Source organism: Allorhizobium ampelinum S4 (assembly GCF_000016285.1).
GTDB classification, from domain to species: domain Bacteria; phylum Pseudomonadota; class Alphaproteobacteria; order Rhizobiales; family Rhizobiaceae; genus Allorhizobium; species Allorhizobium ampelinum.
In genome coordinates this window covers 220,264-244,973 of record NC_011981.1, presented here as the reverse complement: position 1 = coordinate 244,973, position 24,710 = coordinate 220,264, and the positions used below count along the sequence as shown (strand labels likewise).

At 56.2% G+C, this 24,710-nt stretch carries 20 protein-coding genes; 11 read left to right on the top strand and 9 right to left on the bottom strand.

The genetic code is table 11. The features are described from left to right. Window positions 1–223: 223 nt before the first annotated feature. Window positions 224–1,183 carry a FecR family protein gene (locus AVI_RS26860; RefSeq protein ID WP_015918408.1) on the top strand — a complete coding sequence of 320 codons (960 nt, stop codon included), beginning with the start codon at window positions 224–226 and terminating at the stop codon, window positions 1,181–1,183. Between the two features lie 116 nt (window positions 1,184–1,299). Here AVI_RS26860 and AVI_RS26855 read toward each other — a convergent pair whose 3' ends face one another. From AVI_RS26855 to AVI_RS26835, 5 genes are all read right to left on the bottom strand, one after another. Then, window positions 1,300–4,356, bottom strand: a complete 3,057-nt coding sequence (locus tag AVI_RS26855) for an efflux RND transporter permease subunit (RefSeq protein ID WP_015918407.1) — start codon at window positions 4,354–4,356, stop codon at window positions 1,300–1,302. Continuing rightward, window positions 4,353–5,483, bottom strand: coding sequence for an efflux RND transporter periplasmic adaptor subunit (locus AVI_RS26850; protein ID WP_041699755.1), 1,131 nt, complete (start codon window positions 5,481–5,483; stop codon window positions 4,353–4,355). Before AVI_RS26850 ends, AVI_RS26855 begins: the two co-directional genes overlap by 4 nt. Next, the gene (locus AVI_RS26845; protein WP_071208092.1) at window positions 5,483–5,875 is read right to left on the bottom strand and encodes a hypothetical protein; all 393 of its coding nucleotides are present in this window, start codon (window positions 5,873–5,875) and stop codon (window positions 5,483–5,485) included. The genes AVI_RS26850 and AVI_RS26845 overlap by 1 nt, the downstream gene beginning before the upstream one ends. Window positions 5,876–6,318: 443 nt before the next feature. Then, window positions 6,319–6,819: an SCO family protein gene (locus AVI_RS26840; protein ID WP_015918404.1), complete on the bottom strand. Its 501-nt coding sequence runs from the start codon at window positions 6,817–6,819 to the stop codon at window positions 6,319–6,321. Between the two features lie 10 nt (window positions 6,820–6,829). Continuing rightward, complete coding sequence (locus tag AVI_RS26835; RefSeq protein ID WP_015918403.1) at window positions 6,830–8,392, bottom strand: linalool dehydratase/isomerase domain-containing protein; 1,563 nt, start codon at window positions 8,390–8,392, stop codon at window positions 6,830–6,832. Between the two features lie 137 nt (window positions 8,393–8,529). Here AVI_RS26835 and AVI_RS26830 point away from each other — a divergent pair, with 137 nt between their 5' ends. Continuing rightward, the gene (locus tag AVI_RS26830) at window positions 8,530–9,180 is read left to right on the top strand and encodes a TetR/AcrR family transcriptional regulator (RefSeq protein WP_015918402.1); all 651 of its coding nucleotides are present in this window, start codon (window positions 8,530–8,532) and stop codon (window positions 9,178–9,180) included. 40 nt (window positions 9,181–9,220) lie between these two features. Here the strand turns inward: AVI_RS26830 and scpB are convergent, their stop codons facing one another. Together scpB and AVI_RS26820 are read right to left on the bottom strand one after the other, a co-directional pair. Beyond that, window positions 9,221–9,907 carry an SMC-Scp complex subunit ScpB gene (gene scpB / locus AVI_RS26825; RefSeq protein ID WP_015918401.1) on the bottom strand — a complete coding sequence of 229 codons (687 nt, stop codon included), beginning with the start codon at window positions 9,905–9,907 and terminating at the stop codon, window positions 9,221–9,223. Window positions 9,908–9,909: 2 nt separating this feature from the next. After that, window positions 9,910–10,863: a DUF1403 family protein gene (locus AVI_RS26820; protein WP_015918400.1), complete on the bottom strand. Its 954-nt coding sequence runs from the start codon at window positions 10,861–10,863 to the stop codon at window positions 9,910–9,912. 197 nt (window positions 10,864–11,060) lie between these two features. On the opposite strand from AVI_RS26820, the gene AVI_RS26815 reads away from it, so the two are divergent. Further along, a complete protein-coding gene (locus AVI_RS26815) occupies window positions 11,061–11,573 on the top strand; it encodes a hypothetical protein (protein WP_015918399.1) in 513 nt (170 codons plus the stop codon). 111 nt (window positions 11,574–11,684) lie between these two features. Here the strand turns inward: AVI_RS26815 and AVI_RS26810 are convergent, their stop codons facing one another. Next, window positions 11,685–14,447: an autotransporter outer membrane beta-barrel domain-containing protein gene (locus AVI_RS26810; protein WP_234688891.1), complete on the bottom strand. Its 2,763-nt coding sequence runs from the start codon at window positions 14,445–14,447 to the stop codon at window positions 11,685–11,687. 377 nt (window positions 14,448–14,824) lie between these two features. Further along, on the bottom strand, window positions 14,825–15,895 hold the full coding sequence (locus AVI_RS26805) for a DNA topoisomerase IB (protein ID WP_041699752.1): 1,071 nt from the start codon (window positions 15,893–15,895) through the stop codon (window positions 14,825–14,827). A gap of 45 nt (window positions 15,896–15,940) precedes the next feature. Here AVI_RS26805 and AVI_RS30840 point away from each other — a divergent pair, with 45 nt between their 5' ends. The 8 genes from AVI_RS30840 (at window position 15,941) to AVI_RS26770 (ending at window position 24,703) form a co-directional block, all read left to right on the top strand. Then, window positions 15,941–16,201 carry a hypothetical protein gene (locus AVI_RS30840; RefSeq protein WP_139192475.1) on the top strand — a complete coding sequence of 87 codons (261 nt, stop codon included), beginning with the start codon at window positions 15,941–15,943 and terminating at the stop codon, window positions 16,199–16,201. A 24-nt stretch (window positions 16,202–16,225) separates the two neighbouring features. Next, window positions 16,226–17,812, top strand: coding sequence for an ABC transporter substrate-binding protein (locus AVI_RS26800; protein WP_015918396.1), 1,587 nt, complete (start codon window positions 16,226–16,228; stop codon window positions 17,810–17,812). A gap of 82 nt (window positions 17,813–17,894) precedes the next feature. Continuing rightward, window positions 17,895–18,875 carry an ABC transporter permease gene (locus AVI_RS26795; protein ID WP_015918395.1) on the top strand — a complete coding sequence of 327 codons (981 nt, stop codon included), beginning with the start codon at window positions 17,895–17,897 and terminating at the stop codon, window positions 18,873–18,875. Beyond that, window positions 18,875–19,792 (top strand): ABC transporter permease, encoded by a 918-nt coding sequence (locus tag AVI_RS26790; protein WP_041699749.1) that lies wholly within the window; start codon window positions 18,875–18,877, stop codon window positions 19,790–19,792. Before AVI_RS26795 ends, AVI_RS26790 begins: the two co-directional genes overlap by 1 nt. Then, window positions 19,792–21,636, top strand: a complete 1,845-nt coding sequence (locus tag AVI_RS26785; protein ID WP_015918393.1) for an ABC transporter ATP-binding protein — start codon at window positions 19,792–19,794, stop codon at window positions 21,634–21,636. Before AVI_RS26790 ends, AVI_RS26785 begins: the two co-directional genes overlap by 1 nt. Window positions 21,637–21,691: 55 nt before the next feature. Beyond that, a complete protein-coding gene (locus AVI_RS26780; RefSeq protein ID WP_015918392.1) occupies window positions 21,692–22,453 on the top strand; it encodes a DeoR/GlpR family DNA-binding transcription regulator in 762 nt (253 codons plus the stop codon). Then, a complete protein-coding gene (locus tag AVI_RS26775; RefSeq protein WP_041699746.1) occupies window positions 22,446–23,741 on the top strand; it encodes a Zn-dependent hydrolase in 1,296 nt (431 codons plus the stop codon). Before AVI_RS26780 ends, AVI_RS26775 begins: the two co-directional genes overlap by 8 nt. Next, entirely contained in the window at window positions 23,738–24,703 is a 966-nt protein-coding gene (locus tag AVI_RS26770) for a phosphotransferase family protein (RefSeq protein WP_015918390.1), read from the top strand. Before AVI_RS26775 ends, AVI_RS26770 begins: the two co-directional genes overlap by 4 nt. Window positions 24,704–24,710: the final 7 nt, after the last annotated feature.

Genomic DNA, 24,710 nt, shown 5'->3' with positions numbered 1-24,710 from the left:
CAAAGAATCGCGTATCATGAACGCAGAACGGTCACATCCTTGCGATTGGACAGTTGTCAGTGTCCCAATCCGTGGATGTCAAACGTCTACTGTATACTGCCTTAAATCGAAATCGATTTAGAGCGATAATTATGCAGCAGATATAAAGCACTACAGCGAGTTTTTGTGCGCCATATACGGCGAATGACACTGTAGAGGTCGTAGGATTCGTCTGGAGTAAGCCATGCCGGTCAAGGAATCGAGTGACAGTCGGAAAAGACGAAACCGCGAGGCGGCCGACTGGCTTTTGCGCAACGGTGACCCCAACCAATCGCCGGACGACCGGGCTCTCTTTGAGACATGGCTTAAGCGCGATCCGGAAAACTGTCGGACCTACAGCGCAGCCGAGTTTGTGATGGGCGACGCTGGCCGCGCCATTCAGTCCGATCCTGGTCTGGCCGATATCGACATGCGCCCCCGCAACATGGCCAAGCCGATCATCGCAACACTGTTGGTGGCAGCCCTTGCAACCGGCGCCTTCTTTGCATTCGATGGGCCGCTGCGCATGCAAGCGGACATGATCGCCGGTACGGATGAAACCCCCATTCGTACATTGGAGGATGGTTCCATCGTCCAGCTCAATGCGTCCTCGGCGATTGCCGTCGATTTCACCGGGGGTCACCGCGTCATCCGCCTCCTGCGGGGCCAAGCCTTCTTTCAGGTCGCTCATGCGCCCGACCGACCTTTCACGGTGGTGGCTGGTGAGACAAAGGTGATCGCACTCGGCACAGCGTTCGATGTTCGCTACGGCAAAGAAGATACCGAGGTGACGGTCACGGAGAATGCGGTGCAGCTTGAGCGCGACGGTAAACAGGCGGCCTCTCTGCGCGTGAACGAAGGCGAGCAGGCAATCTACGACTACGCCAGGAAAACGACAGCCGTGACGCCGGTCGACGGCCTCGTCGCTCTCGCATGGAGGCGCGGACAAATCGCCGTTGACAACGCGCCTCTTTCCTATGTCGTTGAGGAGATGAACCGGCATTTCCGAGGCCGGATCATCATTGCGGGTTCAGCGCTGGCGCGTCGCCGTGTCAGCGGTACGATCAAGGTTGCGGATACCAAAGACGCGCTTGCTTTCGTCAAAAAGGCGCTTGGCTTGGAAGCCACACGTTTAGGTCCCTTGATCGTTATCCATCCTTCATAATATCCGCAGAACTCTCTCTCTCACGGCTATTAAGAAACACTCTCGTTGACCTGCTTCCGGTTTGACGTGGGGCAGCACGCCTGTTCCCTATCTCGTCTCCAGTCAGATGCTATAGATTACGAGGTCACTCCGAACCGCGCTTTAAGCCAGACCAGAAGATCATCTAAAAATGTGAACACGACAGGGATGACCAGGAGGCTCAAGAAGGTTGAGGTCAACAACCCACCAATCACGACGATCCCCATGGGTTGACGAAAGCTAGAATCGCCGGCGACGAGGCTGAGCGCTGCTGGTGCCATGCCGCCAGCCATTGCGATTGTGGTCATAATGATCGGACGCGCGCGTTTGTGACACGCATCAACAAGCGCGTCATAACGCGACATGCCTCCCCGGCGTGCTTCAATCGCATATTCCACAAGCAGAATGGAGTTTTTGGAGACGATTCCGATCAAAAGGAGCAGACCAATCACCGCAGGCATCGAGAAGCTGGTACCGGTGAGCACAAGCGGCAAGAGGGCCCCGCCAAGCGCCAGCGGAATTGCCATCAGGATCGTGACCGGCTGCAGGAAATCATGGAAGAGGAGGACTAGAACAGCGTAGATGCAGAAAATGCCGATCGCTATCGCCGTCGCGAAACTGTTGAACAACTCAGTTTGACGCTTCAATTCACCCTGTTCGACAAATTTTACCCCTTGTGGCAAGTTTTTATAGCTTGGCAATTGGGCGGCCTCAGCGGTGACTGCGGACAAGCTCCTGCCATTCAGTTCAATCGTGAGTGTGACATTGCGTGATCTGTCGAGCCGATTGATTTCGCTTGGGCTGGACCCAATTGAAATATCAGCGATTGCTCCAAGGGCAACGTTGCCCGCGCTACCCTCAACAGGGATAAGAGATATTGCGTCAAGGGACTGACGGTTTGTTGTGTCCAGCAAGACCCGGATATTGATCTGACGTTCAGGAAGATTAAGCTTGGACAGCGCGGTATCATACGCTCCTGCCGTCGCCACGCGAATAGCCTGAGCAATCGCCTTGGATGTCACACCCAATGACGCGGCTTTCGCCAAATCCGGTTTGATGATGATCTCTGGCGACTGCATGGCGGCAGAGGATGTCACATTGCCAATGCCTGACAATGTACGCAGACCCGTCTCGAGGCTGGCGGCTGCCTTTTCCAGAACTTCGGAGTCATCACCTGACAAGGTCAGAGTGAGCTGCGTGCCATTCCCGCCAGTGCCTGTTTCAAGGCGGAGACCGGGCACTTTTTCCAAAGCTTTTCGTAAATCCGCTTCGATCTGCGACTGCTTGACATCGCGCTCGCCAATTGGCGTCAGGTTGACAACAATCGTGGCGCTATTGGTGCTGGATGTCGTTGTACTGCTTGCACCGCCTCCAGTGGAGGCCGTACCCGTTGCCTGAAACACCGAGGTAACATGATCAACCTTGGCGATGATCTCGGACGCCTTTCGAGACGCTTCATCCGTTGTCTCAATCGTCGATCCCGTCGGCGTCGTGATGGTGACCTTGGTTTGCGCATCATCAGATGCCGGAAAAAAGCCGGTCGACAAATGGCTCAGGAGCAGAAGCGTGAATGCTAAAAATCCGACAGTCCCCAGAACCGGTATCCAGCGACGCCGGAGCGCCCCTTTCACAAGCCAGAGATAGGACCGCATCAAACGACCGTCTTCTTCTTCTTTTGCAGTGCCAGGCTTCAATATGTAAGCCGCCATCATCGGCGTGACCAACCGAGCGACCAAAAGAGAAGCAAGAACAGCCACAGAGGCCGTGACGCCAAATTGCTTGAAAATGATACCGACCACCCCACCCATGAAGGCGGTCGGCAAAAACACCGCGACCAACGTGAAGGTTGTGGCGATAACCGCCAAACCAATTTCGTTTGCCGCTTCCATTGCAGCATCGAAGGGGCTTTTGCCCATTCTAAGGTGTCGTTCAATATTCTCGATTTCGACGATCGCATCGTCGACAAGAATGCCAACGACCAAGGACAGCGCCAAAAGCGTGATCGTGTTCAGCGTATAGCCACAAAAATACATGGCGAGGAATGTCGGTATAATCGACAGCGGCAAAGCGACAGCCGCCAGAAGTGTTGCACGCCAATCGCGCAGGAACATCCAGACCACAAGGACCGCGATGACCGCACCCTCGTAGATCATGTCCATCGACGATTCATAATTTTGCTCGGTCGGAACAATCGTGTTGTAGGCTTCTTCGATTGTCACCTGCGGATTGGCAGCGGCAAAGGCTTTCATTGCGGTGCGGACATCGTCGGTGACGGCGATATCTGAATAGCCCTTAGACCGTTTGATCTGGGCGGCAATGACGGGTTTACCATTGAGATAAGCAAGCGAGGTCAAATCGCTTTGGGAATCGGTCACTGTGCCAAGTTCGTCCAGCCTGACCCAACTGCCTTTTGGCAGCGGGACAGGCATTGCGCGCAGTTCATCGGCAGTTTCTGCCGCAACCACGGTACGCACAGACTGGCTTTCACCACCAATTCGTCCTTTGCCGCCAGACAGATAGGTTTGCACGGCTTCAAGCTGGGTATTCACGTCATTGGCGGTTAAGCCCAGGCTGTCGAGCATGTTAGAGTTGAGCTCTACCCTGATCTCTCGATCGATGCCGCCCAATCGGCCAACTTCACCCACGCCTTTGACAGCCATCAGCGCTTTTGACATGTCGTTATCGATGAACCACGACAGTTCCGCATCGTCCAATTTGTCGGAATGCACCACGAAGGTAGTCAGAGGAGAAGAGTTCAACGATTGCTTTGAGACCGTTGGATCATCCATATCTTGTGGCAGGTCGCTTTTCGCCTGATCGACTGCGCTTTTCACCTCGTCCAATGCGGCTTGCGTGTCTTTCCCAACCTCAAATGCGACTGAAATGCTGACTGAACCATCAGTGATCGTCGTGGTCACCGAATCCAGCTTGCTCAGGCCGGTCAGTTTGTCCTCGATCTTGCGGGCCACTTCCGTTTCGAGCTGGGCTGCCGCCGCGCCGTCCAGCGTCGCGCTGATATTGATGGTTGGAAGATCCATATCCGGGAAGTTTTGTATGTCGAGACGATTGAACGCCCAAAGGCCACAGGCCGTCAACAATGCAAATAGCAGCAACGGGGGGACAGGGTTGCGAATAGACCAAGAGGAGAAATTCACTTCGATTCCTCCGTCGTTGCCGCATCATTGCTGTCGACAACATGGACTACAGAGCCATCTGCAAGGAAGACGCCGCCTGACGCAACAACGTCGTCAGTCTTCTCAATTCCTGAAATGATTTCAACACGATCGTCCTGCCGCCGTCCAGGCTTTACCCGCTTGCGTGTCACCGTTTTTTTGTCTGCCGAGTTCAAAATGAACACATATGAGAAGCCGTCCTTGAGGGTGACGGCAGCAGCGGGCACTGTGAGCGCATCCGTGTTGTTGAATTCAAAGTAGCCGCTGGCCAGGATGCCGATCTTTGGGGCATCCATCCCTGGAGTGGGATTCAGCGTCACGTAGACGATCACGCGACCATTGTCGGTTGACATCGAAGGTGCCACCATCCTGACCTCACCGTGCACGTCGCCGCGCGGCGTTGGGATGACAGCTTTTGTTCCGACCTTGACGTCAGCCAGCCGATTAAATGGCAATTCCGCTTTCCATTCGATACGATTTTGTCGGATCAGCTTGAACAACTCGCCACCGGCGGTCACCACATCACCAAGAGATGCGGAGCGCTCGGATATGACCCCGTCGTCCACTGCGTAAACCTTGGTCCTGTCCAAGGTGAGCTGAGATGAAGCCAACGCAGCCTTTGCCGAAAAGAGGGAGGCTTTCGCTTTACGCTCGGTAATCAGATATTCCTTTATCTGTTGGCTTGATAATGCGCCAGAACTTGTCAATCCTCGGGCGCGGTCACCATTCGCTATTGCTTGATCAAGATCGGCTTCCGCTTTTTCAACGTTCGCTTGTTGTTGCTCCAGGTCAGCCTGGGCAGATTCCGGCGCAAACTGCACCAGCAAATCGCCCTTTTTTACGTGTGCGCCAACATCTGCTTTAACTTCGGTGACCTTCATACCGCTGGTCTCTGCTGCAATTGTCGCTTCATGCCAGGCGGCAAGTCGACCACTTGCGGGAATAATAACAGGCCACAGCAAAACCGCCGGCTTGACCAAGCTCACGCTCAGTGCGGCCGCTTGATCCGTCTTTTGTTCACCATCCTGGCTTCGGGCGGCGAAGGCGACCATGAAAAACGACCCCAAGGCGAGCACTGTCGCGAGAGACCTGGTAGAAAATTTGCGCATCAATAAATTCCCTTTGCGGAGGTCGGGGCACCCACCGGGGCGGAGAATCCGCCTCCTGAAGACGTGCGGGGTGCGACCCAGTAGCGGACGATGTCGCGCTTGATTTCAATGAGGCTGATCGGTGCAGATCGCGCAGCACACAAAGTTTGTTGGCCGTCAAAGAGACTGATGCCGACAAAGGTCACACCCTGAATGACCGGACTAAAATGGCTATGATGGACGTTAGCAGCGGGCTTCGCATGGGTGATCGATGTTTTCACCCTAGGGAACGCCGTCTCACTGCCGATAGCAGCAGCCAAAAGGTCTGACTTATCATGCGTGATCGCAATATCATGATCGACAACGGCGTTGCCGCTTGCTTGCGTATCCGACGGACCTTTTGGTCCCGTCAAACTCAGCAAAGGCTCGGTGACGAAGATTGTTATGGACCTAATAATGGTATTCCGCTTGAATTCGTGGTGCCTCGAGCATTTGGGCGCACTATAAGCATCTTCCTGTTAATGTCATTTAAGAATATGTAAAATTATGTAAATATTGCCGATTAGGTATCTGCAAACCTAGTAATACAGTTGGAAGGGTCGTGCTGCGAAATTTTCGTGCTTAACCGTATTTTGGCCAGCGGGACGAATGGGCGCAGGGATCAAATTTCAACATTTTACATCTATGCGGTCAGGATCGAACATAGGTTGATTGACCCAGCATGCCGCACAAACATAACGCCGTCCGCCGACATCACGTCGGTGAGATTGCGACCACGGCATAGGCTCCCATCGTGACCACTCCTGCCGCGGCCGCCGTTAAGCCGACGCTACCCTGAATACCCTGTTACCTGTGTTCAGGTGACCCGTTCGGTTTCAGCGAGAAGAATGCGGAGACGGTTCGCCATTTGCAGATCATCAATGGTGTCCATGAAATGTGCCAGATATTTGCCGTCAGGCCCGAGCAGATAGGCGAAGGCCGTGTGTGGCATGGCATAGCCTTCTGCATCTTCCGGATCGAGCCCCTTGCGGGAAAAGACGCGGAAGGATGCCTTCGCGCTGTCGATCGCCTCGCGGCTTCCCGTCAGGCCAGTGAAACGCGGAAAGTTTGCTTCAACAAAGGCTTTCATTCTCTCCGGTGTATCGCGCTCCGGATCGACGGTGATGTAAAGCGGCACGACCATACGTCGGGTCTCGCCCAATGTGTCCAGCGCCGCAGTCATGCAGGCAAGCGAGCGCGGGCAGACTTTGCGGCAATGGGTAAAGCCGAAATAGACCAGCATGAAGCTGCCGCGATAACTCGCCTCGGTGACAGCATGTCCATTATGATCGGTGAGCGAGAAGCTTCCCTCAAGCATGTTCAGCGCCTCAATGGAAGGTCAAGACAAAGTTTGTCGGTGCGCGAAGGGCGCATTCCAGTCCGAGTATGTCGCCCTCCCGTTTGGCGCCGACGGCACCTGAATGCTTGCCAAGTTCGCTCGCGTTGCCCGATAGAACATGCTCACCGTCAGCGGCAAGCGACCAATCTCCACGGCCCCAGATATTGCCAAGCTCCAGCAGAACGTTGCCGTCGCGATCCGCTCTCGGTGCAAGCGTCAGAACCAGGCTTTTCGCGTCACGCTCGAAGCGTGCACGCAGCACGTCGGCATTGTCCGATATCTCGACGAGCGCCGGTTCCTCGAAATGGGCCTTGTCCCAAGGCTCGGCGTAAAGCCTCTCAAGCCCGCCCGGCACGTTGAGCCGTGCATAGCCCAGAAGCGCATTGCCGGTATGGGGGTCCATTGCGCGGAACAGCCCTTGATCGTCGAAGGATGCGTCATGCCGGCGATAGTGCAGGCCACCGTCGGTCCATGAGCGATGCAGGAACCTGTCGGCATAGGCTAGCATCCTTGAAAGCGAGTCATCATCGCCGACTTCAGACGCGCAAACTGCCGCCCAGCCGAAATCGCGTGCTGAGGTAAAACCGAGGCTGGTTGGAATGCCGGGCGCTTCATTGATCCACAGCGTACCATCCGGCCCCGCCTCACCCCATTTTGCGATCTGTCCGGGATAGTGTTGTTTGACCAGTTCCGGGTTCCAGGCGTGCATCAGTGAGCCAAGCCAGAAGTCGATCCAGGGCGCTTCTGTGGGGATGAGGTTCCTTTCGATTTCCTGAACCATCATCCTGAAATGGCCGCGTTCACTGGCGATGCCGAAATCGGACCATGCGCGCTGATAGCCGTCAGTAACTTCCTTCGCGAGCGATCCGCCATACACGAGATCATGAAACCGGAAGCCGAGGATCGGCACCTGGTTGCAGATCTGGAAGATACAATTCGGCTCGCAGGCGATGCCGAAATATCCCTTCTCCACCATCATCCAGTAGAGATGATCGTTGAGTGAGCGCTCGTCATAGACAAACTTCTTGCCCCCCGCTGCCCAGTAAAGGGTCTTGATTTCCATTGTCAGCGCGCCGGGCTGCGCATAGCGGTCATCATTGAAAATATAGTGATAGAGAAGCGACATCGATTGCACATAGGCGCTGTACATGATGTTGTCTTTGATGACCGGGTTCCACTCGGCGGGCAATTCGCCCTGCGCGGCATTGATCACACCGTTGCCGGTGCTGATATAATGCCAATAGGTCCAGACATCCGGCGAAAGAATCTTCTCAATCAGTCGCTCAAAAGTCTTGCGGAAGACTCCGGGGGCCGCTGGCAGACGATGCCTGTGCGTCAAGGCGAGCGCATAGGACATATAGGCGAGCTGAAAGCGAAGCCCGCCAAAATCTTCCTGTAGGGTCGATTTCGCTTGCATGCCCGACCAATCATCGGGAAGCAGCAAGGAGAGGTTTTCGATGCGGCGCAAATGGCCGATCTGATCGGCGTCAAGCATCGGCATGCGCGCGACATCGAAAGGCTCACTCTTTCGAAGTTCACCGGATATGGCCATCGATTTCCTCCCCGAAATCGTTGAAATGCATGGTTCATGTACGATATGAAGTTGGACATATTTTGTTAATATGAACTATTCGAGTACACTCTTTTGAATGGGCCACTCACAGCGGGCCGATATAAACTGGAGAGACCATGGCTGGCGGAACCGCGCTCAGGCGTGCCGAAATCGGGCAAGAGCGTCGTGAAAAGACGAGACAGAAGCTCATCGCTGCGGCGGCGCGCGTCATCGCCGCCAATGGTGACAAGACCGCGACGATCGACGATTTCATCAGGGCGGCGGGCGTTGCCCGGGGAACGTTCTACAACTACTTTCCCACCCGCGAGAATTTGCTGGATGCATTGTGGACGCAAGTTGGCAAGGATCCATTTCTTGAAATCGGCAAGGCTTGCGCCTCAATCAGCGATCCGGTCGAGCGGTTGATTGCACAGGCTTGGCGCATATTGATCCGGTCAGGCGAAGACCAGGCTTGGGGCTGGCTGATCTTCGCGTTGTCCGGCAATGCCGAAACAGTCAACTCTGACCTGCGGGCCTATCCTGCACCTGATCTTAAAGCCGGTTTGAGCGCGGGACGGCTGCATTACGACCATCTGGACAGTGCTCGAGACTTCGTTGTCGGCGCGGTCCGGGCTGGTATGAAAACCCAATTGAGCGGGCGTGGCTCGAGCGAATATGCGCACGACATATGCAAAATGATCCTGCTTGCTCTCGCAGTCCCTACGGAGGAAGCCAATAGGATTATGGGATCTGCCACAAGAACAGGCGTTGGAGTAGCGGCGGCTTAATCCATATAGCGACCGACAACCGAATACCTCTGCGCCGTCCCTATTCTTCGTCGCTCTCTGGCTCGCCTGCAATCGGTCCCTCGCGCACAGCATTTCTACTCAACAGCCCGGCATCCTCAAGCGCTTCGATGTCGGGCAGATCACGAAGGGTCTCCATATCGAAGGCGGACAGGAAGTGTTTGGTGGTGACGTAGGTATAGGGCGCACCTGGTGTCGGGCTGCGTGGCCCCGAGGCTATGAACCCAGCGCCCCGAAGCGAAGCAATTGTATCGCGGTTGACCTCCTTGCCGAAGATCTTACTCAGTTCCGCCCGGGTGACCGGCTGGAAATATCCCACCGCCATCAGCACCATCGCCTCGAACTGCGACAACTTCGTTGCCGCGCCGCGCGTCGGAGCAGTTGAGGCGCGTATCGTCTCCGCGAACCGCACCCGAGTTCTGTGTTGCCAACCACCGGCCACCGAAACCAGTTCGTAGGGTCGGGAACGAAGCTCCTCGATGAGGTCGTCGATCAGCAGATCGATGCTGCACTCTTTTCCCACCACCCGCGCCAATGTCTCGCGACCGACTGGCTCGGCAGAGGCAAAGATCACCGCTTCGACCCTCAGCATCCATTCCCGCCAGCGCAGTTCCGGCGGCAGATCCTCCAGCTCCCGATCAAACAGCCGTTCGGCTGCGGCACTCGCCCTTTCCTTACGGGATTGCTTGGCTACAGGGGCTCCGGCCATCGTCAAACTCCAAACACCCGGAAAGAGGAGCGGCCGGACAGTTCGCGTACCGCCTCAAAGCTTTCCAGCCGCTCGAACAGCCGGTTGGCCGCCCAGCGGGAAAGGCCACTGCCAGGCGCCGAGGCCAGCACGGCATCCTCGTTCAGCAATCTGCGGATCACCGGCTCGGCACCTTTGGTGCGAACCTTCGGCGCGACAGCCAGCAGCCGTGCTGCGCGTCGATTGATGTCGACGGTGGAACGGAGTGCTGCGTCAACCCCATCAACCAGCGCCAGGCAGATCGCCTTTGGATAAGCTGGCTCTCCCGGACGAACGCGACCCCGGCCACCGATCGTTCGGAAGGACGAACCAAAACGTTCGGGTAAAAGCAAAGGAACAGGTCTCGGCCATTTCAGCTTTTGAGCCAGCACAACATCCGCCAGTCCCAGGGCCAGCACCTCGATGTCCGGGCGGATCGCGCACATTGCTGCTATCAGGTCCACTGCTACGAAGGGCGCCGCCCGCTCAGATTGGATCGCAGAATCCACAAGATCCGGAATGGAGGCAAGCCCCTCGTCCCAGCAAAGGTCCAACAACGCGGCAAGCTCCTGAATAAATGGTGTGGTGATTGCCCCGGACCGGCGCGACAGCATTCGTGTGGCCAAAAACAATTTTCCCGCAGGCCCTGGATCATCACCAGGCGCCGTCAGCAAAAGCGCGTCGCGCAACGCATGTTCGTCCTCGCTACGGCCATCCATTCTGGCGGCGATGGCAGCCGACTTCAGGGCAAGGCGATCGCGCCAACAGCCGAGCCAAGGCGGATCGGCCTGTATCAGATCGTCAAGCGATTTCAGAGCGATACCGGCAGAGAATGCAGCGTCGGATTCGGGAATGTCGCGACCGCGCAACGAAGCCCAGCCTGGAAGACGAGGTGACCAGCTCAAGGGCGGCTCTGAGGTGGGGGCGCGCGAATCCATGCGAAAGACGATAGATCAGGGGCGCGGTTTAATCCAGAGAGATCGGCCATAACCGCACATTCTTTCGTGCTGGTTCCAACGCGAAAATCAACATTCGGAACTTCTTGCCCGGCTAAAGGGTTGTGGGGGTGTAACAATCTCACTTCAATCTGCAGAACATCCAGGTAATGGAGTTCCCCTGTCTGAAAGACACGATTATGAACAAGGTTCTTGCAAGCGCGATTACCGTGGCGATGACATGGATGATGACGGCGGCCGGTGCGCACGCCGACGAGTCCGCTTTCTTGAAAACGCTGGCGGGAAGCTGGAGCGGTAAAGGAACGGTCAAGGTGCGCACGAATGCACCCACGATCAATGTCACCTGCAGATTCAAATCGAACACGACGGCTCAATCGCTGGCGTTGAATGGACGCTGTACGAGCCTCGTTGTGTTTTCTCGTGCCATCAGCGCCGATTTGAAAATCAACGGCGCGACCTATAGCGGCTCTTACGTGGGGGCGGGTACAGGCGTCGCGGGCTTGAACGGCAGACGTGGTGGAGATGCCATCAACCTTGCAATCAATTGGGCGAAAGAGGTCAATGGTGATCGACGCGCGCAGATGACAATCGAAAAAGTTGGAGCTTCCGGCATGCGCCTGACGACTGTTGATACCGACCCGGCCACAGGCAAACCGATCGTTACCAGTCGGATCGACCTGCGTCGGAGCTGATCAATTCAACTCTGAACCCAGGTCATTGTGGATCGACAAGCGTCATTAATTCAGCCCGAAAATCAACAACGGTCGTTACAGCGCGCCAAACGTGTCGTCGCAATACGGGGTTTAAAAACTCCCCGCCAGATTGACCTGCGCTGCGCTGGACCGCAGGCCTTTGCCAAACTCGCCGGAATAGCTGAACGTCAGGCGAGCCGACTTCGAAAGCCTGGCGGAAACCCCGAATTTTGCGAGCAGAGCATCCTTTGGCATTTCCACGCCTTCGACGACAAATGGCGTGCCGCCAGAAAACGCGACGCTAGAATACGGCGACACGTCACCCTCGATATGCCGCCAGCCCAGCATGCCGGAGACGGCAACGGGTAAATTGTCTTCCGGCCACCTCCAAGACCAGCGCAGACCGATCGTGGAGGTTGCGATCTCGTCACTGCTTTTTGCTGCCAACATGCTCGCATCGCCGCCATTTTCGCGGAAGGCGTCAGTCTTGAGATTGACGTAAGCGAGGTTGGCGAAGGGCTGGAGCTTGATCGCATCCAGTTCATGCGTCGAAGAGAGATCTGCGAAAACCTGGCTGGTGGCACTGGCATAGTCAGCGGTGAGCTGGCTGGTAATCGTTCCAAAGGAGATATCGCGCAGCGTTGACGCATCGTTATGGGAAAAGATGGCGCCGCCAATGACGTTCAAGGGACCAATATCACCCGTAGCATAGAGACCGGCGTGATAAGACTCTGTCTTCACCTGCTCCAACGAGTCATGGCTGTAACCCAACAGGCCGCCTAGACGCCACGGGTCGGAGACTGACGCATCCACTCCCATGACTACGCCTGCGGTGCGGGTATCGATTCCGGCTGCATTTCCATTCCCTGACCAACGGTTGGACGACAGAAAACTGTTGGTCCAGACCGTTACGTCATCCTTCCGCTGATCAAGATCCATGGCCATTTGGTCAAGCACCGCGTCGCGTGCAAAACGGCTCTCCCACAGCAGAGCGCTTTTGAGCGAGGCATGAACCTCACCGCTCAACTGCGAGAAGGCACTGTTTGCGGTGGAAGAATTCAGTGACAAGACCGCATCGTAAATCGAGTTTCCTGTTCCCAATGCTTCAACGGCAACCGCGGTTGCGCGACCGTTTGCCGTATCCGCGACATCTGAGAATTGCACGTTATTGCGGTCGAAACGCATGTCTATCGTCGCAGCACCATAGGTCAACGTTGGCGTCAGGAAAGCAAAATCGCTTGAAACGCTGTCGAAGGTGCCCGTGATGCGGCTTGCGCTCAGGATGGTATAAGTGGTTGTCAGCCCGTAATTGCCACCCACCGCTCTAATTTCAAGCGTTCCCCCCTGTATGGAGACCGTGCCTGTCGCATCCACCCGGTCGGAGGCGCCGTTGGCATCGATGTCGACCTGGTAGATTGAGCCAGTGCTAAAGGTCACATCCCCGTCGACGGTGAGTGTTCCTATGTCTCGCCCGGGTGAAAGTACACCGCCTGCGTTGACGAAAAGCTCGCCAATGGTCCCGTTGCCTGAAAGAAGCCCGCCCTCATCGATGACGACTGCTCCGGCGACGGTTCCATCGTTGATCAGTGAACCGCCCGAAATCGTGGCTGTTCCATCAATTGTACCGGTATTGGAAAAGATGCCGTCAGTGTTGACGAGCGCGGCGATTGTTCCGTCGTTCGAGGCACTGCCAGAATTGGTAACCGTGCCTGCCACAGCGCCGTTGTTGTTGATGAATTCGCCCGCCGCCTCATTATCGACGTCTGCCAATGTGGCATTGTTGACAACACGACCTCCGTTGATCGTTGTTGTACCCGTAACGGTACCGCCAGAATTGTTCGTGAAAGTGCCGGCATCATTTTGAAGCGCCGCGACGGTCCCCGCATTGGTAACCGTGCCGGAGTTTCTTATCGTGCCAGCGGTGGCTCCCGAGTTGTTGACGAATATTGCGGCGGCGGCAACGTCCGCATCGGTGATGACGAAGTTATTGGTGACGGTTCCGCCTGTGATTGTTGATTTGCCGGTAATCGTACCGCCTGCATTGTTGGTAAAATTTCCAGCCGTATTGGTCAGGCTATCAATAGTCCCGGCATTCGACGAATTGCCTGCATTGACGACGACACCGGCGGTGGCGCCGTTGGCATTGGTGAATGTTGCATCTGCTCCGACATCGACGTCGTGAAGGGTGGCGTTGTTCGTCACGCTGCCACCGGTAATAGTGCTATCCCCCGTAACCACCCCGCCGGCATCATTGGTGAATGTACCGGCATCGTTCTGTAGGGAGACAATGGTTCCCGCATTGACGACGGTGCCTGAATTTCTGATTGCGCCGGCTGTTGCACCGGTGTTGTTGATGAAGGCCGCCGCTGCCGCGACATCGGCGTCGGTAACGACGAAATTGTTGGTGACAGTTCCACCCGAAACCGTCGTCTTTCCCGAAATCGTCCCGCCAGCATTATTGGTAAAATTTCCGGCGGTATTGGTCAGGCTCCCGATCGTTCCGGCGTTGGATGTCGTCCCGGCATTGGTAACTGCGCCCGCGGTTACGCCGCTATTATTGACGAAGGTCCCTCCTTTGGAGATATTGACCTCATCAACAGTGCCGTTGTTGGACAGCGCGGTCCCTGTCTCTACCATGGCGCCACTGAGCGTACCGTTCACGGTGACGTTGCCGTTGTTGAGCGTCAACTGGCCATTGAGGTCGCCATCGATGGAAAGGCTACCGCCATCAAGGCTGACGTTGGAGTTCATTACTCCGCCCGCATTGACGCTAACGCTGCCTGCTGTGATCGTGGTGCCGTTCGTGGCGGTCAATGCACCTGTGTCGGTGATGGTGACGTTTCCTCCACCAACCTCCAGACGATTGACTGTCACGTCGTTTGTAACTTGTGGAGAGCCTGTATCGACATGCGCATCATCGCCTGCCCCGGGCGCCGAAGGGGACCAGTTCGATGCATTGCTAAATTCGTTGTCAGCATTTCCAGACCATGCTGATTGCGCGAAGCAATGCGCGGGCAACACGGTGGAGGCCAGTGCCGTGAACACACATAATCGGCGACGGAATGCTGGCAGCAATGGTTTCATCTCGATCGGCCAACGTTAGCGGACGCCCGTATACATCTACGGGACGGTTAACGATTGTTATCCGAGCTTGGTTAATGAAATCCTCCATCTTCCATCGGGAGATCATCTTCGATGATTTGGAGTGATCGGTCACGGTGCACAACCGATCTGACGTAAGCAGCGTTAGGCTAGCTATTGGATACTGTTTGTTTCTTCAGCCATTTTAGCACTTGGATCTCGCCTTCATCCATCCATTGAAGAAGTCGTTCACTCGTGGTTTTCAACTTAAGGACATCACGAAGCGTACCCGCTTGGAAGTCTTCGAACACGGCGGGATGTATGTAGGAAGACCGACAGACCGATCGGGTATTGACCAGTTTCGCAGCGACTGCGTCAATCGCTGCATTGAGTTGACGGGCCAACTCGCGCTTGGTCGTGGCGGCCTCGGCAGAAGCCAGTGCATCCACTGCCATGCAGGTTGCGCCCCACGTTCTGAACTGGCGTGAACTGAAATCGTCACCTGTCATCTCTCGGATATAGGCATTCACATCATGTGAGGAGATGGGTCTGCATCCGCCTTGATCGCAAACGTATTGAAAGAGGTGTTGTCCTGGAAGTTCCTGTAGTTTTCGCACGACATTGGCGATCCGCCGGTCACTATGGGCAAGATTCCATTCCTTGCCGGATTTACCTTTGAACCGAAATTTGAGACTGCCGCCTTCGACGCTCACGTGACGACTGCGCAACGTGGTAAGGCCGAACGACTTGTTCGTCTCTGCATAGGCAGCGTTCCCTATTCTGATATAGAGGTTATCGAGCATCCATACGACCGTTGCCAGCGCCTTTTCGACATTGAGGCCACGCGAACGAAGGTCGATGTCGACCCGTTCGCGCAGGTCAGGAAGTCTGGACGCGAAATCGGCCAGCCGTTCGAACTTGGCCTTGCCTCGCTCGGCGTGCCAGTCTTTATGATAGCGGTATTGCCGACGACCCTTGGCATCCGTGCCGATTGCCTGCAGGTGTGAGAAGGGATTCGTCGAGATGACGACGTCTGTGTAGGCGGGCGGTATTGCCAGAGAGTTCAGGCGAGCAATCTCATCAGCCTGGGTAATCCGCCGCCCGTCTGGCCGGTAATAGAGGAAGCCTCTGGCACCCATCTTCCGGGTGATCCCGGTCTCCAAACCAGGACCGTAGACTAGCCCGGAGGTGAGTTTGGCCTCGGTGGCGTTTGCATCGATTTCGGTGACGATCTGGTTCATTCCCAAATAACTATAGAACGGCCTGCGTGTTCCATGATCAGGCTAATGCAGGCGAAGATCGGTGTTTCGCTTACCGATGCAATGCCAACTGACCAACGACGGGCCCTTCTCAACGCGTGCGATACGTCACGCCTTGGCCTTCCAGGGCGGCCTATATTTGAGCACGGATTTCCCGGCACGCCCGAAATTTGGACAAAATCAACAAAAACCACATTGGTTTTCTCGTATATAGGCGCTGAATCAAAGTTTCAGCAGGATGGCATGCGAATTGCTTTGACTGATTTGACCGTTTTGTCGGTTCTGTGAATTTCTATAAGAAAAGGGGAACCTATGAGTTCAGAGATCAATCGCCGTCGCTTCCTGCAAGGAACCGTCGGGGCGGCCGCTGCCGCAGGCTTTATGCAGATGAACCCCGACTTCTTCATTTCCTCAGCCTTTGCCCAGTCGGGCAAGACCATGACGTTTCTCTCTGCCGAAAACATCACCGGCAACTGGGACCCGACGGCCCACACGACGCTCTCGCAGAAAAATATCGAGGGTTTCGTCATGGGCTTCCTGACGCGCTCACCGATGAAGCTCGATAATCCCGGCGAGGTGGTCTACGAGCTGGCAACCGACATCAAGCTGCTGGATGCACATCGGTTGCAGATAACGCTGCGGCAGGGCATCACTTTTCATGATGGCAAGCCGTTCAAGGCCGAAGATGTCAAGGCAACTTTGGAATATGGCTCGAGGGCCGATCGTCCGGCCCAATGGTATCCAGGACCGACCGAAACCCTGACCATCGAAACACCGGACGACTACACCGTCATTATCGACACCTCCAAGGGTGGTTATCCGGCCCATCTCTTCATCTTCCTCGCCTCTTTCCTTCCAATGATGTCGGCAAAGGACGTGGCAGGTGGCCCGGGTGGGGTTCTCTCTCAACGCTTGAATGGCACGGGACCGTTCAAATTCGTTGAGCAGCGCGGCAATGACACGGTGATGGTCGCTTTCGATGGCTATTTCAAAGGCAAGCCAGGCATTCCCGGCATCAACTTTACTTTCACTGGCGATTCCACCACGCGCATGCTGTCGCTGATGAATGGTCAGGCTTCGATTGTCGAGCGTCTGGAGCCGGAACAGGTGGCAACCTTGAAAGGCAATCCGCAAATCGCCATCAACGAGGTGGTTTCGGTTGAAAACAAATATCTTTGGTTCCGGTGCTCCAAGCCACCTTTCAACGATCCGCGCGTCCGGCTGGCAGCTTGCCACGCCATCGACCGTGACATGATCCTCGAAGTGCTCGGATCGGCAGGCCATGCATCTTCCAACTTCGTGTCACCGGTCAAGTTCGGCTATGCCGATCTGGAGAATTATCCGAAATACGATCCAGAAAAGTGCCAGGCACTGCTGGCGGAAGCTGGCTTTCCAAACGGTAAGGGCTTGCCGCCCTTGGAATATATTACCTCGGTTGGGTTCTATCCCAAGACCAAGGAATATGGCGAGGTGCTAACGGGCATGCTGAACGAACAGGGCTTCCCCGTCAGCCTGACCGTGCTGGAGCCTGCGGCATGGAACGAGCAATTGTACGATCGCCCAGGCGGCGGACCCGGCCATATGGTCGATTGCGGCTGGTCAACCGCATCACCGGAGCCCGATCTTGTTCTGCGAACGCACTTCCATTCAAGCTCCAAGCGCATTTGCGGCATTGTCGACAAGGACATTGATGCAAGCCTCGACAAGGAGCGCAATGCGGCAAACCTGGAAGAGCGCAAAAAAGTTCTGCAATCCGAAACGATGCCTTTGATCGCTTCGAAAATGCCGGCCCTGTCGCTGTTCACCTCTGTCATGATCCACGCCATGCAAAAGGAGTTCAAGGAAGGCCTCTACATCTATCCTGACGGGTCCATGGACGCTTCAAAGCCTGCGGCATGATGCTGCACCGGACGTAAGACTGGCCGCACGCCGGAGATTTCAGCGTGCGGCGACCATCAGGACCGAAGCGGAGTGCATGTCGATGTTCGCATTGAATTTCCTCGTCAGACGGCTGTTTCAGGGTGCGATTATTATTTTTCTGGTGTCTTTGCTGATCTTCACCCTGCTGCGGGTGGTGCCGGGCGATCCCGTGCGCATGATGGCGGGTGGCATGGCTCCTGAAGCCCTGATCGAGAAAATCGCCAAGGATATGGGATTGCGTGATCCGATTCTCGTTCAGTTCGGGCGCTATATGTCTGGCGTGGTGCAAGGTGACCTTGGCGAATCCTTTGTGCGGCCCGCCAATGGCGCGGCAACAGGCGGCTCTAGCTTCAACGATACAACGCGGGGCGAGCGCGCCAAGGTTTTCACCCTGATTTTTGATGCGCTGCCCATGACCTTGCAACTGGCGGCGGTTACGCTTGTGATAGCCCTGGTATTTTCCAGCATTGTCGGTGTAGCGGGAGGATTGGCACCGGGGCGATGGCCGGACAAGCTTGCCTTCTATATCTCCTCGATTTTCATATCCCTGCCGAATTTCTGGCTTGGAATCGTGCTGGCCTTGCTGTTTTCGGTCAAGCTCGGCTGGCTTCCGGCCATCGGCTATCAGGGCTTTGCCTATACCATCCTGCCCGCCATCGTCCTGGCCGTAGAGCTTGCGCCGGTGTTGATCCGCACGCTGGTCAGTTCCGTCTCTGCCCAGATGATGGAGCCTTACGTGTCTGTCGGACGGGTTCGTGGCCTGAGCAATACCCGTATCATTGCCAATCATGCGCTGCGCAATGCGTCCGTGCCGTTGCTCAATCTGCTGGGCGTGCAATTTTCCAGTCTGCTCGGCGGCGTGATCATCGTTGAATATATCTTCGATTACCCCGGCCTTGGCCTGCTGACCATCAACGCCGTGCTGCAACGGGATTTTCCGCTGATCCAAGGCATTGCCATCGTCACCAGCGCCATCTTCGTGCTGATCAACATCCTCGTTGATCTCGTTGCCACCACCATTGATCCGAGGCTCGAATACTGATGACCTTCACCAGCCCAGCCCCTTCGGCCATCATGGCACCGGTCCTGTCGCGATCGATCCCCCGACGGATCTATGACAAGGCTTCTTCCACACCGGGTTTTCGCATTGGTGTCGCCATCTTTCTGCTGCTGGCTCTCGCAGCGGCACTCTATCCCGAACTGAGCGGTCTCGACCCGACAAAAATGAACGTGCGTGCCCGACTGCTACCGCCCCTGTTCATTGGTGAGACCTGGAGTTTTGCCCACCCGCTTGGCACCGATCAGATCGGCCGTGACATGCTGGTCCGCTCGCTGGTTGGCTTGCGCTATTCTTTCCTGATTGGTGTATCCTCTGTCGTGGTGATGCTGATTATCGGTTGCGTACTTGGCACGCTTGCTGGCTATTTTGGCGGACGCACCGATGCGGTCATCATGCGCATGACCGATGCGCAGCTATCGATCCCGATGATCATTCTAGCCATCTCGGTTCTGGGCGTATCGCGTCCCACCATTCCCGCCATCATTCTTGTGCTTGGGTTGTCCAATTGGCCGGTCTATGCCCGCATCATGCGCAGCATTGTGATGACGGAGCGTCAGAGGGAATATGTCCGTGCCTCAAAGCTCGGTGGCTCCACAGACCTGCGCATTATTCTGACGCTGCTCGTGCCGCTACTGCTGCCGCCCGTGCTGTTCATCTCGGTGCTGGATGTGGCGCGGATGATGATTTTCGAATCCATTCTGGGCTTTCTTGGCCTTGGTGTTCAGCCACCGACGCCGACCTTTGGCAATATCATCGCTGATGGACGCAAATATCTGCTCAACGCCTGGTGGATTGCCACCATGCCCGGAATTTTCCTCGGCCTGACGCTCACCAGTATCAATCTGGTTGGCGCATCGCTGGAACGGGCAAGAAACACCATTCACGGAGGCGCAGAATAATGACAAGCCCGCTTCTTGAACTCAAAGATCTTGTCGTAACTGCTGGCTACACAGAACAGTCGCGCCGGATTCTTGACGGCATATCGTTTACCTTGCAGCCCCGCGAAATCGTTGGCGTTGTTGGTGCCAGTGGTGCGGGCAAAACGGTGCTGTCAAAGGCGGTGGTCAATTGGCTGGAGCCACCTTTATCCGTGCGGTCGGGACAGGTGCTGTTTGAGGGCACAGATATTTTCGCTATTGGTGCGGCAGAAATGCGCAAATTGCGTCGCCGCGTGGCCTATGTCGGGTCTAACCCAATGGGGGCGCTTGATCCCACCCTGTCGGTCGGTGCTCAGATTGTTGAAAAGCTGCGGGCCGTTGTTCCCGGCACATCGTATGGCGATGCGGAAAAGCGGGTGATTTCCTTGCTGGAGGCCGTGCGCATTCCCTCAGCACGCAGCCGCTTTCATGATTATCCCTCCCAATTCAGCGGCGGGATGATGCAGCGAGCCCTGATTGTCGATGCGCTGATTACCAATCCGGCGTTGTTGATTGCCGATAACGTCACCCAACCGCTGGATGTGACGGTGGCGGCGCAGGTGATCCGTTTGATGAAAGAGCTGACGGCTGATTTCGATACGGCCGTTTTGTTTGTTTCCTCCTCTCTTCCGGTAGCGCGTGAAGCCTGTTCGCGCATTCTCGTCATGGAGGATGGCCGGATCGTCGAGGAACAGTCGGCAGAAAACCTGATTGCCACACCAATCTATCCATACACACGGGAACTGGTGGCCCAGACGCCAAAAATCTGGCTTGAAAAAAACGCTGTTGCACGCCTCGACGATGACAGGCCGGTGGTGATCAGCCTACGTGACGCCTCACAGATCTATAAGGTTCGCAAGAAGACGGGCCTTGGCGGTGTCAACAACGTGCGGGCGGTACGCAATGTGACGTTTGATATTCGCAGAGGCGACAGTTTCGCTATTGTTGGCGAATCCGGCTGCGGTAAATCCACGCTGATGCGGCTGTTGAGCCGTCTCGAACGTCCAAGCTCCGGTCAGGTTTTGTGCAAAGACAAAGACATTGCCCAGCTCAGTGGCAAAGACCTTTTGGCGTTTCGCAGCACGCTGCAAATGGTGTTGCAGGACCCCTTCGGCTCTCTGCCGCCACGCACCACGGTTGGCCGCATGCTGGAAGAGCCGCTGCGCACCCATGGATGGCGTGACAAGGCAACAATCCGCACCCGAGTGCTGAAGGTGATGGGAGAAGTGGGCCTGCCGGCTGCGCTCTATGAGGAATTGCCACTGGGGCTCAGCGCTGGTCAGCGTCAACGCATCAATGTGGCGCGCGCTTTGGTGCTGGAACCTGAAATTCTGATCATGGATGAAACACTGTCGGCGCTTGATCAGGCCGAGCAGTTCAAACTGCTTGATCTGTTCCAGACATTGCAGAAGGAATACAACCTGACCTATATTTTCATCTCCCATGATCTGGCCATGGTGCGGAAGGTCTGCAACCGCGTGGCGGTGATGTATCTGGGTGAGGTGTTTGAACTGGCTGAAAACGAGAGATTGTTTTTCGATCCGGGCCATCCCTACACAAAAGCGCTGCTCAGCGCCATGCCAACGCTGGAAGAGCGGCGCTACCAGCCCCAGGACTGCCTGTTGGAAGGCGAGCCGCCAAGCCCCATCCACATTCCGGATGGGTGCAGCTTTAAGTCGCGCTGTCCTCAGGCCATGGAAAAATGCCGGACAATCAGTCCAAGCCTAACGGACAGGGGAGAACAGGATTTCGCCGCCTGCCACCTCGTCAATCCGATTTTTGGAACAGCGCCGGACAAAGGATCGCTTGTAGAGGCTGGCCCCTGACGAAAGACAGACTCCATATTGAAACAGGCAGAGAACAGCAGGAACAAACAAGCCCATGAGTTTTACGGAAAACCGCATCAAACACATTCTGGAGATGCTGAAACTGCATCAAAGAGTGACTGTTGTTGCACTGTCCGAGCAGTTGCAGGTCAGCCACGAATCCATCCGTCGCGATTTAAAGGAGCTGGAGATCCGTGGCTATGCGCGTCGGGTCTATGGTGGCGCCGTAATCGACGGACATGACAGCGACCAACCGTTCGGTGAGCGTATCCGTGTCAGCGCCCGGGAAAAAGCTCGCATCGGCGAGGCTGCGGCCTCCATGGTCGAAAACGGCATGAAGATTTTTATCGATACCGGCACCACGACACTGGCCTGCCTGAAACATCTGGAGTCCCGCAAGGATGTGACAATTGTCAGCAACTCCATTGCGGTTGCGGCCCATTTTTTCCCCTACCCCGATGCCAGCGTGCGGGTTCTGGGCGGGCGCATGCGACCGGAATATCAGGCGACCTACGGCCATGAGACGGTTGCGGCCCTCAAGGAGCATTTTTTCGACCTGGCCATTATCGCTATCAGTGCCATCCACCTGGAGCGGGGCTTTATGGACTTTGGCGAGGATGAAGCCGTACTGCGCCGCATTGCCCGTGGGCAGGCCAGCCGCTCCATCATTGTGGCGGACAGCTCAAAATTCGGGCGGCTCGGCTCTATCCATACCTTTGGCCTGAGCGAGATTGACGCCGTGGTGACCAGCGGTGTGCTGCCGAAAGACTTTTCCGATTATTTTTCGCAATCAAACGTGGACATCATCAATGCCTGAAGCGTCTTCAAAATCATCCAAAGCGCCTATTAATACCAAGAGGTTTCAGGCGATGGTCGATACATTGTCATCCTTCGGCGGCGGTCCGGACGGTTCCATGAACCGGCTTACATTGTCGCAGGAAGATGGCAGGGCGCGCGACTGGCTTGCGTCCTGGTTTGCTGAAAATGGGTTTGTCCAATCCGTGGACGCCATTGGCAATCAGTTTGGTTCAGCACCGCTGGCCGGGGCAAATGCCCCTGTCGTCATGGTTGGTTCTCACATTGACAGTCAGCCGAATGGTGGGCGTTTTGATGGAGCACTGGGCGTCGTTGCGGCCTGCGAGGCCGTTTTGGCGGTGCGTGAACGATTGGCGGCGGAAAATCGTCTTGCGGCCTGCAATTTCCAGGTCGTGAACTGGACAAATGAGGAAGGGGCGCGGTTTCAACCGAGCCTGTTGGGAAGTAGCGTTTTTACCGGTGCGGCCGAACTGGACTGGGCGCTTGACAGGGCCGATGGCAACGGCGTCACGGTTCGCCAGTCGCTTCAGGAGATTGGCTATGCGGGCAAGGACAAGGTACCCGTGCCCGACGCCTTGATCGAGCTGCACATTGAAGGTGCAAGCACTCTGTTCGACGCTGAGGAGAAATTCGGGGCCTTCACCCGTTTCTGGGGGGCCACAAAATACCGCCTCGCTTTTCTCGGCTGCCAGGCTCACACCGGTCCGACACCCATGGCGGAGCGCAAGGATGCACTGTTGGGCGCCGCCTATCTGATGGCCGATCTGCGGGCTATGGTGGACGCTTACGGACTTGACCTTCACACCTCTGTTGGCCGTCTGGAGGTTTTTCCCAATTCGCCCAATATCGTTCCGGCGGAAGCCGTGCTGTTCATCGAGTTGCGATCTGCCTCGCCGGAGATTTTGGAGGAGGCAGAACAGAAGCTGAAGGTTGCGGCTGAAACTGCTGCTGCAAAAGCTAAAATCGATTATGAAATACGCTCCATTGACCGTCGCAAGGCAGGCAATTTTGCGCCCGGTCTGATTGCCCTGGCAGAACAGACGGCCAAAAGCTACGGCGAGCCGATGCGCCACCTCGATACGGTCGGCGGCCATGACGCCGTGGCGCTGTCAGCTGTTTGTCCAGCCGTGGTGCTTGCCGTGCGCAGCCAGAACGGCGTCATTCATCACCCCACGGAATATACGACACCAGAAGACCAGGCATTTGGCACGCAGGTTCTGGCCGACATGCTCTATCGCCTTGCCTGCGACGGGCTGGAGGCTGCGCAGCACAATGAGGCGGCGCAATGAAACCACTCGGCACACCAGACAATGAGGGTGAAGCCCGCGCTGAGCGCGCCTTATCGCGGTTCACCACCCTCCCCTTGCACACCCTGACCTACCGTGTCGCGCTGCCCGCCGTGGCTTCGCCGTCCTATCATGCGGTGGAATCCGTTACATTCGACATCGCGCCTGATGGCACTGAGCCGACATTGTTTCTTAAGTTGGCCGGAGATGAAACAAAAGAACTGGTGGATGATGCCATCTCGTTTGCGGCCGCAACGCGCCTGTATGATCTTGGGCTTTCGCCAAAGCCAATCGCCCGCGCACCCCTTGAGCGGGCTGTGCTCTGGGAGCGTATGGGGCAAGGCTGGCGGGTGGCGAAAATCGATGATCTCATGCACGAGGCTCCCGTATCGCAATTGATCAAGATGCAAAAGGCGATCGCCGCAGGCCCATTATTTGGCAGGCCGTGGTCGATCTTCGAGGGGATCGATGGGCTTTGGGCCATAATGCAAACTCTGCAAGCTCCGCTGCCGGGGGATGCATCCTGGATGTATGCCTGGACCAGGACACTCTACTCCGCCATTTCGGCGGCTGGCGTTGATTTTTGTGCGGCCCACGGCGATCCGCATTCGTCCAATGTGATGATCGGTCCATCCGGCCAGTTGCAATGGATGGACTTCGATATGGCAGGCGACATGGACCCCTATTACCAGCTTGGGGTGCAGATGAACGAGCTTTACCAGTTCGAGAGCCAGATGCAGCCGCTTTTGGAAATGCATGATGGGGCTTTTTCCACCAAGGCTTTTGCGCGCTGCCGCTTGTACGCGGCAGCCGATGATTTCTATTGGGCCTTGCGCAGCATGCTTCTGGAAATGCGCTCTCCCCGGCGAAGCGTTGAGTTTTTGAAATATGCCGAATGGCGTTTCCTGCGGTGCAGAATGCTGCTGGGCCGTCCCGGATTTGAGGAACTGGTCAGGTCGATTTGAAGCAGGA